The 15,487-nt window shown below is 41.2% G+C and carries 10 protein-coding genes; 5 read left to right on the top strand and 5 right to left on the bottom strand.

From position 1 onward, the window contains the following. Position 1 precedes the first annotated feature (1 nt). From LG336_RS09450 to LG336_RS09430, 5 genes are all read right to left on the bottom strand, one after another. On the bottom strand, positions 2-2,377 hold the full coding sequence (locus LG336_RS09450; protein WP_404332323.1) for a YhgE/Pip family protein: 2,376 nt from the start codon (positions 2,375-2,377) through the stop codon (positions 2-4). Between the two features lie 150 nt (positions 2,378-2,527). Continuing rightward, positions 2,528-3,100 (bottom strand): TetR/AcrR family transcriptional regulator, encoded by a 573-nt coding sequence (locus LG336_RS09445; RefSeq protein ID WP_404332322.1) that lies wholly within the window; start codon positions 3,098-3,100, stop codon positions 2,528-2,530. A gap of 213 nt (positions 3,101-3,313) precedes the next feature. Further along, positions 3,314-4,063 (bottom strand): amino acid ABC transporter ATP-binding protein, encoded by a 750-nt coding sequence (locus LG336_RS09440; RefSeq protein WP_404332321.1) that lies wholly within the window; start codon positions 4,061-4,063, stop codon positions 3,314-3,316. Positions 4,064-4,078: 15 nt separating this feature from the next. Then, the gene (locus LG336_RS09435; protein WP_404333126.1) at positions 4,079-4,741 is read right to left on the bottom strand and encodes an amino acid ABC transporter permease; all 663 of its coding nucleotides are present in this window, start codon (positions 4,739-4,741) and stop codon (positions 4,079-4,081) included. Positions 4,742-4,766: 25 nt separating this feature from the next. Continuing rightward, the gene (locus LG336_RS09430) at positions 4,767-5,591 is read right to left on the bottom strand and encodes an amino acid ABC transporter substrate-binding protein (protein ID WP_404332320.1); all 825 of its coding nucleotides are present in this window, start codon (positions 5,589-5,591) and stop codon (positions 4,767-4,769) included. A gap of 352 nt (positions 5,592-5,943) precedes the next feature. On the opposite strand from LG336_RS09430, the gene LG336_RS09425 reads away from it, so the two are divergent. The 5 genes from LG336_RS09425 (at position 5,944) to LG336_RS09405 (ending at position 15,202) form a co-directional block, all read left to right on the top strand. Continuing rightward, positions 5,944-6,474 (top strand): DUF2179 domain-containing protein, encoded by a 531-nt coding sequence (locus LG336_RS09425; RefSeq protein WP_404333125.1) that lies wholly within the window; start codon positions 5,944-5,946, stop codon positions 6,472-6,474. Between the two features lie 646 nt (positions 6,475-7,120). Next, positions 7,121-8,638 carry a spore germination protein gene (locus LG336_RS09420; protein WP_404332319.1) on the top strand — a complete coding sequence of 506 codons (1,518 nt, stop codon included), beginning with the start codon at positions 7,121-7,123 and terminating at the stop codon, positions 8,636-8,638. A 21-nt stretch (positions 8,639-8,659) separates the two neighbouring features. Then, on the top strand, positions 8,660-9,838 hold the full coding sequence (locus LG336_RS09415; RefSeq protein WP_404332318.1) for a Ger(x)C family spore germination protein: 1,179 nt from the start codon (positions 8,660-8,662) through the stop codon (positions 9,836-9,838). A 16-nt stretch (positions 9,839-9,854) separates the two neighbouring features. Continuing rightward, positions 9,855-10,964, top strand: a complete 1,110-nt coding sequence (locus LG336_RS09410) for a GerAB/ArcD/ProY family transporter (protein ID WP_404332317.1) — start codon at positions 9,855-9,857, stop codon at positions 10,962-10,964. 527 nt (positions 10,965-11,491) lie between these two features. Beyond that, positions 11,492-15,202 carry a polysaccharide deacetylase family protein gene (locus LG336_RS09405; RefSeq protein WP_404332316.1) on the top strand — a complete coding sequence of 1,237 codons (3,711 nt, stop codon included), beginning with the start codon at positions 11,492-11,494 and terminating at the stop codon, positions 15,200-15,202. Positions 15,203-15,487 lie beyond the last annotated feature (285 nt).

Genomic DNA, 15,487 nt, shown 5'->3' with positions numbered 1-15,487 from the left:
TTTAATCTGCTACATTTTGTTCCGGAACCAAATCGCGTTTACTTTTATGTTGAATACTAAAATAAATCGATGTAAGAGTGGCGAATCCGGCCATGAAAGCGATGAGAATGGCAATATTGTGCCACATGTAAGCAAAATTCCCACTTGATACGACCGCTTTTAAGGCCTGAACGCTATACGTCATTGGTAATAGCGCATTAATTGGTTGTAAAGCCTTTGGAATTAACTCGAGTGGGAAGGTTCCAGCACTCGTGGTTAATTGGAAAATTAAGATGAGGATGGCCATAAAACGTCCAGGGTCCCCAAACAAGGTAACAAAAAATTGAACCAGTGCCATAAAGGTAAAACTAATGACCATTGACGTAAGGATAAAGAGTGGCACACTTTGAACTTCCATTCCTAAGCCAAACAACAAGATGATATCGGCGATAATCGCTTGAATCGTTCCGATGACAGCAAAGACACCGAATTTCCCGAGAAACCAAGCAAAGCCAGTTCTCGGACGAACAGACGGCATTTTCATTTGATACACAATTGATATCAATAAAGCCCCGACAAACAAGCCTAAGGATAGAAAATAGGGAGCGAACCCTGTTCCATAGTTTGGCACTTCATTGATGGCTTCGTTCTCGACAGTCACAGGCTCACCCATCATGTCGTACGTCTGATCATCGGCCTTCACTGAACCAGCTTGTCCTGCAGCATCGCCAAGTTTATCTTTTAACTCTTTGGTTCCACCTTCTACTTGTAAAGTTCCGTCTACCAGCGCTTTCGAACCATCCGCAAGCTGGTTCGTTCCATCACTGATTTTACTTGAACCGTCTGCTAGTTGGGCCATACCAGTGTTAAGTTCACCCGCCCCTGTGGCCAATTTGTTTGCACCAGCAGTAGCAGAAGCTAGTTTTTCATCGAATTGCGCTAAGTTCCTTACATACTCATTTTGACCTGCTGCTAGTTTCGATGCTCCCCCGCTTAACTGACTAGAGCCTTCTGCTAACAGATGCACCCCGTCTTGGAGCTTTACTTGGTTTTCGTTAATGGTCTTCAAACCATTGATTAACTCGGTAAAAGTCGGAGCGACCGCAGTTTGGATTTGTGCTTCTAATTGGCTAGTGGAACCATCTAATTGTTCACTAACCGTTGTTTTATATTGGGTAAAGCCTTGATTTAAGCCTTGTGAAATCCCTACCTTCAGCTGCTTTTCCAAATCTGCTTGTGAAGGTGTACTTTCTGCGAGCTGCTGTTGAATCGCTTGGAGCGTATTTTGATCAATATTCGCCTTGCGAAGTGCTTCAAACATCTGTGTCATTTGAGCTGTTTGCTGACTTGCAATTTGCTCGGCGATACCTGCTGATAATTGAGAACTTAATTGGGTCTCGAGCTGATCCAACCCAGCGTTCATTTGATTCACACTTGTACCAAGTTGTTCTCCAATTGAAGCGGCCAATTGCCCTGGAAGCTCCTCCTGAAACTCTATAAGCCCTGATTGAACCTGGCTAGTTCCGGCAACAAGTGCAGGGAGTTTTGTATCCAGTTCACTCATGCCAGCTTCCGTTTCTGCTAAGCCTGAGATCAACTGTGCAGAACCAGATTGCAACTCTTTTGAGGCAGCTAACAGCTGGTTGCTACCTTGTGATAATTGATTCACACCAGTAGATAGTTCATCTAATCCAGTTGCGACCTCCCCTGAACCCGATTGAACTTTACCAATACCTTCGTTAAACTCGATTGACTTAGACGCAAGGATTTCCAGGTTCTCGGTTAGCGTATTCGCGCCCTCCGCAAGTTTCCCCGCACCATTGTGTAGTTCTCCTGCTCCATCACTGGCTTGACGAAAGCCATCTGCCATTTCCGTTACTTTGTCAAAAATCGTCTCCGCATAGGTTGCTGTTACTTCCTTTGAGATGACACTTTTGATTTCATTAACGGCCGTTTCACCTATTTGGGCAGATAAGAAATTGTGACTTTCATTTGGCACGTACTTTAATGATAGCTTTTGAGGTTCGTTATCTAGTAATGTTGTTGCATGTTCTGAAAAGTCCTCTGGAATTTCAATAACTATATAATATTTCTGATTTTCTAAATCCTGATATCCCTGTTCTTTTGAAACAAAATGAAATTGAAAACTATCATTCTCTTTCAAATTATCTACAAGCCTATCTCCTAATTCCAACTGTTCTCCTTCAAACTCTGCACCCTGGTCCTGATTAATGACAGCTACCGGCAAATCCTCTAGCTGTGCGTACGGATCCCAAAAGGCCCAAAGAAACATCCCAGCATATAAAATTGGAACACAGATGACAGCAAGGATGGGAATTAACACTTTCCTGTTGCTAAAAATCTGTTTCCATTCCGCTACAAACAACGAGTTTTTCATTCTTTCTCCCACCTTTACTGATTAACTATTTTCATCGAATGGTCAGTTTTTGATATAAAAAAGGGTTGATACACGAACATATTTCTATTGAAAGTGAAAAAGTGACCATTTTAGACAATTGGTCATTTTAAGGTGAAAAATGGGATTGTACTAGGTTGACAATCCATTAATTAAATATTGTTGGAAAACCTGAAAGATCTCATCCTGATTTAAAGGTTTGTGAGATTTCTCCCAATCAAAAATCAGCGCAACATATAATTTCAACATAACAAACGCTGTTAGTTCTGGGTTACAAGGTTCAATTTCCCCTTTATCGACCGCTTTTTGTACGATTTCTTTTACGTATTGAACAATCATCTCTTCTAGTCGATTCAAGACGTCGACCACTTCACGTGTGCCCATTTCTCTTCCTTCTTGAAGGAGCTTGATTGTCAGCTGATGCTCTTTTTGATACTCCAACAATTTAAAAAGCACATGATTCGCATTTTCATGGAAGGTTTTGTGCTCATCCATAACCTCCTCGGCGGCGGCTCGCATTTCCCTAATAAGCGAGGAAATTATTTCGTCAAATAGCTCTTCTTTATTCTTAAAAAAAGTGTAAATGGTCCCCTTGCCGACATTCGCTACCTTCGCAACCTGATCCATGGTCGTAGCCTTGTAGCCAAATAAAGAAAACGATTTATGAGCGGCCTCAATAATTAACTGCCTACGGTCAATTGCCAATCCCTTCACCCCTTTTCTACTCAAAACTGACCAGATGATAATTTTGGTCATTTAGTACAAAAGGAATCATAGCACATTTAAAATCAAAGCACAATATTGTTTTGTTGGTGCCCCCACTTTGGTGCCTGACCACTGCACTAAAGCGTTACCGTGCCCGGGGGTCAGGGACAAACTTCTGGGACAATGTACCTGTCCCTCTGTCCCAGCAGTCAACTACGCTGGATTCAAGATTCTCTGTAAAAATTGTTTCGTTCTCTCCTCTTTTGGCGCTTTCAGCACTTCTTGTGGACTGCCTTGTTCAACGATATAGCCACCATCCATAAAAAGAATCTGATCGGAAATTTCTCCAGCAAACTGAATTTCATGAGTTACCATGATCATGGTCCATTTTTCTTTCGCCAAGTCTTTCATCACTGTCAAAACTTCGCCAATCAATTCGGGATCCAGGGCCGATGTGGGTTCATCGAATAGCATTAACTCCGGTTTCAAGGCCAACGCTCGGGCAATACCCACCCGTTGCTGCTGCCCACCTGACAGCTGATGCGGATAAAAATCTCTCTTTTCTTTTAACCCAACTTTTGCGAGCAGCTCCTCAGCACGCTCAATGGCACTCGCTTTCCTTTCTTTTTGAACAATTATAGGCCCTTCAATGACGTTTTCAACCACCGTTTTATGTGGAAACAGATTATAGGATTGAAATACCATTCCTGACTTTCTTCGTAAGCGATCAATCTCTTGCTTCTTGATTTTTTCCTGAAAATTCAATTTCAGACCATCTTCAAAGGTAATAATTCCTTTATCTGGTGTTTCGAGCCCGTTAAAACAGCGCAGCAAAGTCGTTTTACCAGAGCCGGAAGGACCGATGATTGAGAGTACTTCGCCTTTATCGAGGTCCACATTGATGCTTTTTAACACCTCATTGTCACCAAATGATTTTGCTAAGTCACGAATGGTTAAAAACACGAATCCTCCCCCTCCCTATTTCGCCACATACCTGTCCAAACGCCTTTCAATCACGGTTTGCACTAATGATAAAAGAAAACAAATGACCCAATAGATGAGTGCCGCTTCCATATACAATAATAAAAAGTCATATGTCCTGGCAGCAATTTCTTGGGCTTTACGAAATAGCTCCGTTACTAGCACCAATGATGCAAGCGATGTATCTTTGACAAGACTAACAAAGGTATTCGATAACGGCGGAACCGAAACCCGCGCCGATTGGGGCAAAATGATTCTTCGTAGTGCGGTCCTCCTCGACATACCGATTGTATAGGCGGCTTCCCACTGCCCTTTTGGAATCGAGAGAATCGATGCGCGGATAATCTCGGAGGCATAGGCCCCGACATTCAAGATAAAGGCAATCGCAGCACTTGGAAACGGATCAATATTTAAGCCAATATTCGGCAGTCCATAAAAAATAATAAATAATTGCACAAGCAGTGGTGTGCCGCGAATCGCCGAAACATAAACAAGCGCTGGTATCTGAACAATGCGCGAATTCGCTAGGCGCATCATCGCAGTTAGTAAAGCAAGAAACAATCCTCCGATAAACGAAATGAATGTCAGCGGAATCGTATATTGAATCGCCCCTGATAGCATAGGAAGAAGGGAGTTAATGAACAACTCCCATCCCTCCATCCCAGCTGTTATTGTATAAACGACATTACTTTCTAGAAACATCTTCACCAAACCATTCTTGTGAGATCTTTTCTAACGTTCCGTCCTCTTTCATCGCTTTTAATTGTTCACTGACAGCATCGACTAGCTCTTCATTGCCTTTATTGAAGGCAAAGCCCATTTCTGTCACATCATCGGTCTCAGCAACAATTTGAATGTCATCCTCGCCCTGTTGTTTGATATAATCCAATACAGCTAATTTATCATTGACCGTTGCTTCGGCACGACCTTGCTTCATCAGCTCAACCGCTTGCGCAAGTCCTTCAACGCCAACAAGTTCAGCCCCATTTTCCTCAGCAATTTTTCCATAATTACTCGTTAAGGACTGCGCCGCTTTTTTGCCTTTTAGGTCTTCAAAAGAGGTAATCCCCTCACTATCTTTCGGTACGACTAGCACAGCATTTGAGTAGGTATATGGTTCAGAGAAATCATAGTTTTCCTTTCGTTCTTCATTGATTCCGACTTGATTGGCAATCAAATGAAATCGTTCTGAATTCAAGCCAGCGAACATCGAATCCCATTGAGTTTCCATGAACTTGACCTCTAAGTCCAAGCGCTTCGCCACTTCTTTGATGACTTCGACATCATACCCAGTAAGGACATCTTCCTCATTGTGAAAGGTAAAGGGTGCATACGTCCCCTCTGTACCGACATGAAGGATGCCATCTTTTTTGATTGCGTCATACAAGGTTGCTTCCTTTGGCGCATCCTTTTCCTTCGTTTCCTCTTTTTTCTTCTCTTCTTCTCCTCCCCCAGTACATGCTGCTAACAATAGGACCAACATAAATAGGCCTAAAAATACTTTTTTCATTGTACAACCCCCAGACTTTTTGCTAGTATTATTTGCTCGATTTTCGAATCCCATACACACCTTGGCCTAGAATATCCCTTGTAAATACTTCGACGATTTTTGGCCAATAACTCACAACCAATGCCTTTCTTCTTGTTTCAGGATTGGTGGAACAGTAAAACAAAAAAGCTAGTAGAGAACTGTTCTCTACTAGTTTTTAGTCCTTGTTAAGGGTAGTTTTATAAATTTAGGAGACAAGTTTGTCTTTCGGTACGTCTTAGTACGATTCATGATTTTATGGTTTTTGGTCATGCTAGAAATTAAGAATATAAACTCATTACGAGAACTAAATCATAAAGAAAGAGCGGTTACATTGCCAAATATCCTTTTGATTTTTTTATTACAAATCATATTGGTACCGACTTTATCTCTACGAATCATTTTTGTCGTTAAAAACATGACCATACTTGCTTCTATTTTTGGATTTTTAGAAGCGTTGATTTATGTGTTTGGTCTATCCATTGTTCTTAGTGGCGAGCAAAGTATTGCTGAGATGCTTGTTTATGCCATGGGCTTTGCTGCTGGAATCTATTTAGGTGGCTATATTGAAAATAAATTAGCCTTAGGATATACAACCCTCACTGTGAACTTAATGAATAAGAATTCGGAGCTTGTTTCGAATCTTCGCGAAAGTGGCTTCGGTGTTACTGTTTTCGAAGGGATGGGAAAAGATAGCGTCCGTTATCAACTTCAAATTTTGACAAAAAGAAGTGTCGAAGAAAAACTAATGAAAATGATTGAACAATTTGAGCCAAATGCATTTATTATTTCTTATGAGCCACGTAAATTTAAAGGGGGCTATCTATTAAGGTCGATGAAAAAACAAAGAAAAGCAAAATCATAATGAAAAGTAGCTAAGCTTTTCTACCACCCTCCTTATAATACTAGGGTGGTTTTTTTGTGATATCATGAAACCTTTTGGGTGCCTGACCCCCAGTGGACTAAAGTGTTACCGCACCGGGGATCAGACCCAAATTTCCACATCAAGGGAAACGTAGCACGTGTCATTACCCTAATCCTGAAGCTTTATCTTTCCCTTCATCACTTGCTTCTTTCATGATGCTATCTAACTCATCCTTACTTTTTTTATCGATATAATACGCTTGAGCTGTTTTTCCTATGGCGTAAGTACCTGAAAAAATGTTTTGCGGGTATTTGGGGTCTCCCCCCCAGTGCACCCAAAATTCTAGGACAATGAACCTGTCCCTCTGTCTCAGGCACGTCTTTTCTTGACTAGTTTGCTACTTGTTACGGCCCACATGAGCAATGGGGCGATTGCGTTTAGGAAGAGAATGAAAACCACGACTGTCCACAGAAACCATTTTGTATTAATGAGGTGGGTATATATCCACAAATGATACCAGTCCATATTGATCCTCCCCTTTTGGTTTAGAAGTTTCCATTTTTTCTTGTTTTAAACGAACCGCATAGAAAGTTATATTCTGGTAAATCTAAAATGAAGCTTACTAAAAATAGGATGGTATGGGAATTTGAATCAAGAGAGAATCGAAAAATTACTATCGGAGCCTTTCAAAAAAAAATTATCTAGCAACGTGAACCAAATCGAAACCATTCTAAAAGAAAATGACGATTTGGTTAAAAGAGAGTTTACCTTGCGTCTACATCGCCAAATCGACGGTATATGTCTTTATATAGATGGTCTATCTACCACCGATACAATTGATTCTGCCATCGAAACGTTCATGTATAAAGCGCCGGAGATCATGAAAGAACACCCATTTTTTTCCGTAAACCAGTTGCCCAATTATATTAAATCCCATATTTTGTATAATCAAACATCTAACCTCGTGTCCACTTTTCGAGAAGGAATCACTAGCATTCTTGCAGGGGATTCGATGATTATTCTCGATGGCTATGATGATGTGCTCATATTGGCATCTAGAGGCTGGAATGAACGAAGCGTGGAAGAACCACAAACAGAACAGGTCGTCAGAGGACCGCGCGAGGGCTTCACAGAAAATATCCGAAGCAATACAGCATTAGTCAGGAGAAAGGTACAAACCCCCTATTTTTCCCTGAAATCATTAGAAATTGGTAAAAAAACAAAGACAAGCATCTCGATTGCCTATATTAGAGGAACGGTGAAAGAAGGATTAATAGAAGAAATCCAATCACGACTCAAAAAAGTAAAGCTTGATGGAGTGATGGATTCTGGTTATATCGAAGAACTGATTGCAGATGGTCGCTATTCTCCTTTTACTACGATTCAAGGTACAGAGCGCCCTGACAAAGTAGCCTCCGCCTTGTTGGAAGGAAAAGCAGCGGTCTTTGTCGACAATTCCCCTTTTGTCCTGATTATGCCTAGCACCTTTTGGGAGTATATCCAAGCAAGTGATGATTATTATTCCAATTATATGCTAGGAACATTTTATCGGTTGGTTCGGTTAGGGGCATTGATTATAAGTCTCGTTCTGCCTTCTCTTTACGTCATGCTTGTTAGCTTCCATCAAGAAATGATTCCTACCACTCTTGCGTTGACGATTGCTTCAGGAAGAGAAGTGGTCCCTTTTCCGGTTCTAGTAGAAGCATTACTCATGGAACTCGCTTTTGAACTGATTCGTGAAGGCGGATTACGCATGCCAAAGCCAATCGGACAAGCAGTGAGCATTGTCGGCTCGTTAATCATTGGGCAAGCTGCCGTGCAGGCAGGGGTTGTGTCACCCTTTATGGTAATTGTCATTGCCATCACAGGGATTGCATCATTTTCCATTCCGAATTATGCAGCCTCCTTTTCCATCCGCTTGCTTCGGTTTCCGCTCCTGATTATCTCTGGGACACTTGGTTTATTAGGATTCGCTGCAGCGTTTACTCTTTTACTAGTTCATGCTCTGTCATTAAGATCCTTTGGAGAACCTTTCCTTTCTCCGATGGTTCCGTTTCGAGCCAATGACCAAAAGGATAGCATTCTTCGTTTCCCTTGGTGGACGTTGAAACGTCCCGCCCATTTAGCAGAAGGAGAAGACAATCGTGAAAATGATCAGTCGTAATAGAATGAAAAAGGTGTTAGCATGAAGCGGATATTATTCATTCTTTCTTTTATCCTCTTTCTTACCGGTTGTGCGGGTAAAAGAGAAATCAATGATTTAGCAATTGTGATGGCAGTAGGCATTGATAAGGCTGACGATGGTCAAGTAGAAATCACAGTTCAGGTCGTTCGCCCCGCTGATTCAAGAGGACAGACAGGTGCTCCTTCTGGGCAAACAGGCGATCCTATCTGGGCTGCGTCTTCCACAGGGCAAACCCTATTTGAAGCAATTCGAAACTTATCGACCTTCTCTTCCCGCAGGGTGTTTTGGGCTCATAATTATGCCATTGTCATAAGTGAAGACTACGCCAAGGAAGGAATCCAGGAAGTGGTCGACTTTTTCACCAGAAATCCCGAATTACGAATGCGCACATGGGTCATGGTGACCCCGGAAAAAGCGAGCGAGATTGTATCCACCCTTAGTGGAATTGAAGTCATTCCAGGTGAAGCGATTAATAAATTGTTTCGTTACACAGGGGTATCTGTACAAGCCCCGAGAACGCAGATGATCGATTTACAAGCGGCACTGGCCGATAAAAGCACTGAGCCCGTTGTTGCTCGCGTTCAGTTTATCAATAAAGGAGTTTCAAATAAAAAACCCGGCCAAGCTGGAAGCATCAAACAAATTGAATTGGCTGGTGCTGGTGTTTTTAAAGGTGAAAAAATGGTCAGTGTCATTGAGCCTAAAGAAATGAAAGGACTGCTACCATTTATCGAAAAACCTGAAACTGGCATGATGGTCCTCGTTTGTCCCGATGACGAAAAGAAGAAAATCTCACTTGAATTAGTGAATCAACGGTTCAAGGTAACGCCGAATGTAAGAGAAAATCAACCTGTATTTACGGTGGATTACTCTGTTATAGGTTCCCTTGTAGAAAGTCCCTGTGCCTTTACCATCAAGAATACCTCTCAAATGAAGGACCTTGAAAAACAGGTAGAGGCACAATTGAAAAATCACGTAGAAAGAGTTGTGAAAATTGCCCAATCTGAAACGAAATCGGATTTTCTTCATCTTGGGGAGATCTTCCACAATCAATTTCCTGTTGAATGGCGAAAGCTTGAAAAAAATTGGGAAATTGTCTTTCCAGACGTACTGGTAGAAGTCAAAACAACAGCTGAAATTAATGATTCTTCACTGCTTTTTAAACCAGCGAAAAAATGAAAAACGAGGAATAACCATGACGAAGGTTCAAATATCAGGCGGTATGTTCATCGCTATTGTCATTAACTTAATTTACGCAAAAGCCATCGGCTTAACCCAGGGTTCAATCGCCCGTGAAGTAGGCAGTGATATGTGGTTGGCGACCCTTTTAGCTATTATTCAAGGGGTCTTTGTGATGTGGTTGACCTTTAAAGTCATGTCTCGAGCCCCTAAGCATACGATCATTCAACATTCCTTCTTTCTATTAGGAAAATGGGGAGGAAAAATCGTTGCGCTCCTGCTTTTTCTGTTTTTAACAGGAGCCTTCGTCGTCGTTCTTGCCACGTTTGTCTATCATTTAAATGATTATTTTTTACCCGATGCACCCATTTACTTATTCTGCGGCGTGGCTTTCATTGTTGGTGTTTTCTCTGCCTTTCATGGGTTAGAGGTCCTTGGGAGAGTCGCTTTAATCGGCGGTTTATTGCTCTTTTTTCTAAACATGCTGATTATCCTCGGCTCCCTTTCCTATTTTGATATTCGTGAATTAATGCCTGTTTTCGACTCTGGCGTGGTGCGAACGGCTTGGGCAAGCAGGTTTCATAATTCAGACTGGGCAATTGCCACCGTCATTGCCGGTATTCTCTACCCCTCTATTGCTAAAAAAGGATCAACGTTTCATCCGGGTGTGATGGGAATTTTATTTGCAGGCTTTATGGTGATTATGTGGCCAATCCTCGAAGCAGGTGTTCTTTCCCCAGAAGTAACCGGGAGTTACAACATATCGTGCATGCAAATGGCCAGAAGCGCGGAAGTCGGATTGTTTTTACACCGCTATGAACTCATTATGATTGCCTTCTTTGCCGTCTCCACTTTTACGCAAGTATCGATTATTTTCTTAAGCGCATCGATCTGTACACAGCAAATGTTCGGGATGAAAGACTTTCGCCCCGTTCTTATCCCCGTCGCTCTCCTGCTATCATCGGTAGGATTGTGGATCGTCCTTGATCACTCGAGGGCGATGATTTTCATCGAAAACTATTGGGTCACACTTGCCCTATCGATTGCGATACCTCTTCCGATTTTGCTCTGGATTTTAGGAAAGATCTTTAAGGGTCGACTGAAACAAGGTGCTAAGGGAGGCTGATTACTTTAGTACAAACTACTATTTTAAGTTTTTTTCTGCCTGACCCCCAGTGCACTAAAGCATTACCGCGTCGGGGTCAGGCACAAAATCAACGTCTCGTATGACAATAACCGCCATAGTCATTTTCATAGTTTGCTACTAACTTACTCCACGGGGCAAGCCCACGTGGTTTTACGGGCAAATTCTATCACTCATTTAATTCCGTGAATTTTTCTTCTAATGTCTTTACAAGATCAGCATCTTTTTCTTGGAGATTTGATTTGAAGATTCCGCCCCCCTTCGCTTGATGCGTCCTTATCCGCATTTTAAAAAATTCAAAATTTTTCTCTTACCCCCAGAATTTCAAACTGTTTACCTAAGTTTTTAATGTTAGTCATTTTTTGTCGAAGGAAATCTAATGCAGGAAGTTGTTACTATAGTGAACTTCCCGCTAATAATCCGACTAATATGTAGATTTTGATTGTCCAAAAATCAACAGAATAAAAATCGTATCTATTTTCGATACTACACCTTTGGGAGGAGTCAACATGAATCGAGTTTTTAGGTGGATTGTCCGATCCTTATTTGCACCTGTCGCAGGAAATGCTGGGGCGGTTGCAAGTACACTAGGGTTTTTTCTGGCCTTTTTACCTTTAGATTATTTCAGAATTCCATTATTGCTTGCTTTTTCACTTTTGTTGCGTCTAAATATCATTGCGTTATTCCTTGGAACGTTGATTACGGTTTTTGTTCCTAACATGAGCCAGTTACCCACTCTGGATTTAAGCATATTGAAAGATTACGAGATATTTTCAGGTCTAATAACGAATGTCCAATCTACACAAGCCATTGTATCAGCGGTGATGGGAGGCTTAATTGGTTTTGTCTGCTATTTTTTCTTTCACTGGTTTTACAATTTAGGGTTAAAAAAAAGAGCGCTAGATCAAGAACATGTTTTTCTTGACCCTGCCAAAAGACGCTGGTCCATTATTAAACGCATGAGCGTAGGTTTTACTATTTTAATTATCTTGGTGACAACGATTTTTATAGAAGGCCTTAATACGAACCCAGACTTTCCTGAGCTAGAATTGAATCCTAACAAGATGACAGAGAACGAGAGGAAGCCGATTTATACAACGTTAAGTGAAGAAGAACTTGCTACACAGGTTCCTAAAACAGATCTCTCCACTCTGATTCAAAAGAATATGGGACAATTGAACGAAAAACAATTGGCGACGAAGCAGGAAGTGTTTGGTTTTTACGTCAATTGGGATCAAAACAGCCAAATTTCTTTTGAAAATAATATCGACTCGATTACAACATTAGTACCGGAGTGGATGCAGCTAACTCCTAACCTTAGCCTAAATACCAACGTGGACCGCTCTATTGTTGCAAAGGCAAAAGAACATAATATCAACATTCTTCCATCGGTTACGAATTTTATTAATAAAAAATGGGATGGCGAGATCCTCCACCAGTTATTTACGACTCCAGGTGCTGAAGACTTATTTATTCGTAATATGCTAGATTCTGTGAAAGCAAATGACTTTGATGGAATTAATATCGACTTTGAAGAAATAAAACAAGAGGACAAAGAGCATTTTACTGATTTTATGAATAAGGTTTATAAATCCTTTCATCAGCAGGGCTTAATGGTCACACTGGCTGTCCCTCCGATGAACAAAAGCTTTGATTATGCTTCCTTAGCGGCCAGTGCGGACCGTATGATTGTGATGTTGTATGACGAGCACCACACGATGAGTGGTCCTGGACCTATAGCATCATCTGATTGGGTAAAAGAGAGCTTAACCCAGCTTAATATCCCTTCGGAAAAATTAATTGTCAGTTTGGGTAGCTATGGGTACGACTGGGAAGAAAACTCCAAAAAGCCCGCAGATATCATGACATTCAACGATATCATGAAAATGGTGAGTCGAAACAGCCTCCAAATCCATTGGAACTCACAGGCAGGCAACCCTTATTTTCAATACAAGAGAAACGAAAAAAAACATACTGTTTGGTTTTTAGATGGTGCTACCGTCTATAATCATATGAAGTTAGCGATCGATAGTGGCTCAAGAGGAATAGCGATTTGGCGCCTTGGGTCTGAAGATCCTTCTATCTGGAATTTCATCAATAAACCAAAGGAAATCAGCAATCCATCCAATGCCCTTACTTCCTTGGTTATTCCTGAATCTGTTCACTCTAGCGGTAAAGGGGAGATTGTAACAATCGTTTCCCCATCAGAAGGGACAAGGACGGTTCAACTGGAAGAAAACGGGATGATTGAAACTGAAACCTATGATAAATTGCCAAAGCCTTTAGAGGTTGTTCGGCATGGAAAACCTAAATCAAAGGAAGTGGTCCTTACCTTTGATGATGGTCCGGATCCAACCTATACCCCTCAAATATTGGACATTTTGGACAAGCATCATATTAAAGGAACATTCTTCATTATTGGGGAGAATGCTTTGATTCATCCTGAACTGGTTAAAAGGATGCATAACGAAGGCCATGAAATTGGGAACCATACATTTACCCATTCTGATGTTGCATCCATGAGCCCAATGCAAATAAGAATGGAGCTAAATGCGACTCAGCGTTTATTTCAAGAAATGACAGGCCATTCGATGACCCTTTTCCGTCCTCCCTACGTAACGGACGCTGAACTGAAAACAACAAAGAGCGAACTGTTGCCTCTATTACAGACACAGGAGATGGGTTATACCATGGTTGGTCAATCGATTGATTCCAACGATTGGCAGGGACTAACTAGCACTGAAATTGTCAATCAGGTATTGAATCAGCTGCCAAATGGAAATGTCATTTTGCTGCATGATTCTGGCGGCGATCGCTCCAATACTGTCAAAGCCTTGCCTCTGATTATTGAAGAACTTAAAAAGAGAGGCTACACATTTACCACCATTGCTGGTCTAGTTGAAAAAAGCGAAATTCAGATCATGCCATCTGTCAATCAGGACAACCCCTATTTGGTCTATGAGAAGGCTGTATTCAAAGTCTTACAAGGCTGGCAATCAGGATTAAGCTTCCTGTTCTATTCAGCTATCCTTTTAGGAATCTTGAGACTAGTTGTTTTCATTTTCCTCTCAAGGAAGCAAGTCAAAAGGTATAAAGAAACCGAGATAGACCCTACCTTTACCCCTTTTGTCAGTGTCGTAATCGCTGCCTACAATGAGGAAAAAGTCATTTGCAACACTGTTGATTCGATTTTATCCAGTGATTACTCAAGCATGGAAATCTTGATTATCGACGATGGATCAAGTGATGGTACGGCTGTTGTTGTTCAAGAAGCTTATGCAAACCACCCTCTCATTCGATTCATTAAGAAAAACAATGGGGGTAAATCTTCCGCCGTGAACCTTGGCTTTAAAGAAGCAAAGGGAGAAATCATAGTTGCTCTTGATGCAGATACCATTATCGCTGAAAATGCCATCTCCTTGCTCGTGAATCATTTTAAAGATGAAAATGTTGCAGCTGTATCAGGCAATGTAAAGGTCGGCAATAAAGGGAACCTCCTTACGAACTGGCAGCATATTGAATATGTGACAGGCTTTAACCTAGAGAGAAGGGCGTTTGCCGCTCTGAATTGCATAACCGTTGTACCAGGTGCAATTGGTGCATGGAGAAAGATGGCAGTAGAAGAAGCAGGATACTTTAAAGAGGACACACTAGCAGAGGATACCGATATCACGCTTACTCTTTTACGCAATGGGAAAAAGATTGAATTTGAAGAAAAAGCTTATGCCTTTACAGAAGTCCCAGAAGATATTAGAAGCTTGGCAAAGCAGCGATACCGTTGGGTTTATGGTACCCTGCAATGCTTATGGAAACACCGTGAGGCCTTATTCGATAAAAAACATCACTCATTAGGCTATATTGCCTTACCGAACATGTGGCTTTTCCAATATTTCTATCAAATCATTTCGCCAATAGCTGATCTATTGTTCATTATCGCCCTTTTTAGCCCTCACCCTGGAAAGGCAACCATTGGGTTTATGCTATTCTACTTGCTAGACTTCTTTGCTTCTCTTTATGCATTTCGATTGGAGAAAGAAAGTCCTAAACCACTCGGTTCATTGTTTTTACAACGAATCTTATACAAACAGCTTATGACGTATGTGGTGCTCAAATCCATCCTCTCGGCCATAAAGGGAGTAACCGTTGGTTGGAATAAACTAAAACGAAATGGCAATGTAACTCAGGAAACCTCTGTTGTGAAGATGAAGGAAGATATGTAATAGAGAATGTGTATAGGTCTTCCCATTGGGAAGGCCTTTTTTCTATTGGCTGTTTTCCTAAAGATTGTTGTTAAAATTGTAAAAATCTTAAAGCCGATTTTTACTACCTAAAGCCGATTTTAATGCAAGATAAGCTATTTTGTACGTTATAGGAAGTTTGCCCGCTCTTTTCTCATAATTTAAAGGCTATTCTGTAGTGAAACAAAGCTTCAACCAACCCATTTTATATTAAGAGCAACAAAGTTTGAGAAAAGAGCCTTTCTCTTTGAATGAAAATAATGAAAG

Origin of the sequence: Mesobacillus maritimus, from assembly GCF_044803185.1 — a bacterium.
Taxonomy (GTDB): Bacteria; Bacillota; Bacilli; order Bacillales; family Cytobacillaceae; genus Mesobacillus_B; species Mesobacillus_B maritimus_B.
The sequence above is the reverse complement of the archived record's forward strand: the minus strand, read 5'-3'. Positions and strand labels throughout refer to the sequence as shown.

Excerpts from the sequence above, each read along its gene's own strand:
- LG336_RS09450 (WP_404332323.1), bottom strand. The coding sequence starts at position 2,377 with ATGAAAAACTCGTTGTTTGTAGCGGAATGGAAACAGATTTTTAGCAAC.
- LG336_RS09435 (WP_404333126.1), bottom strand. The coding sequence starts at position 4,741 with ATGGAGGGATGGGAGTTGTTCATTAACTCCCTTCTTCCTATGCTATCA.
- LG336_RS09430 (WP_404332320.1), bottom strand. The coding sequence starts at position 5,591 with ATGAAAAAAGTATTTTTAGGCCTATTTATGTTGGTCCTATTGTTAGCA.
- LG336_RS09415 (WP_404332318.1), top strand. The coding sequence starts at position 8,660 with ATGAAGCGGATATTATTCATTCTTTCTTTTATCCTCTTTCTTACCGGT.
- LG336_RS09410 (WP_404332317.1), top strand. The coding sequence starts at position 9,855 with ATGACGAAGGTTCAAATATCAGGCGGTATGTTCATCGCTATTGTCATT.
- LG336_RS09405 (WP_404332316.1), top strand. The coding sequence starts at position 11,492 with ATGAATCGAGTTTTTAGGTGGATTGTCCGATCCTTATTTGCACCTGTC.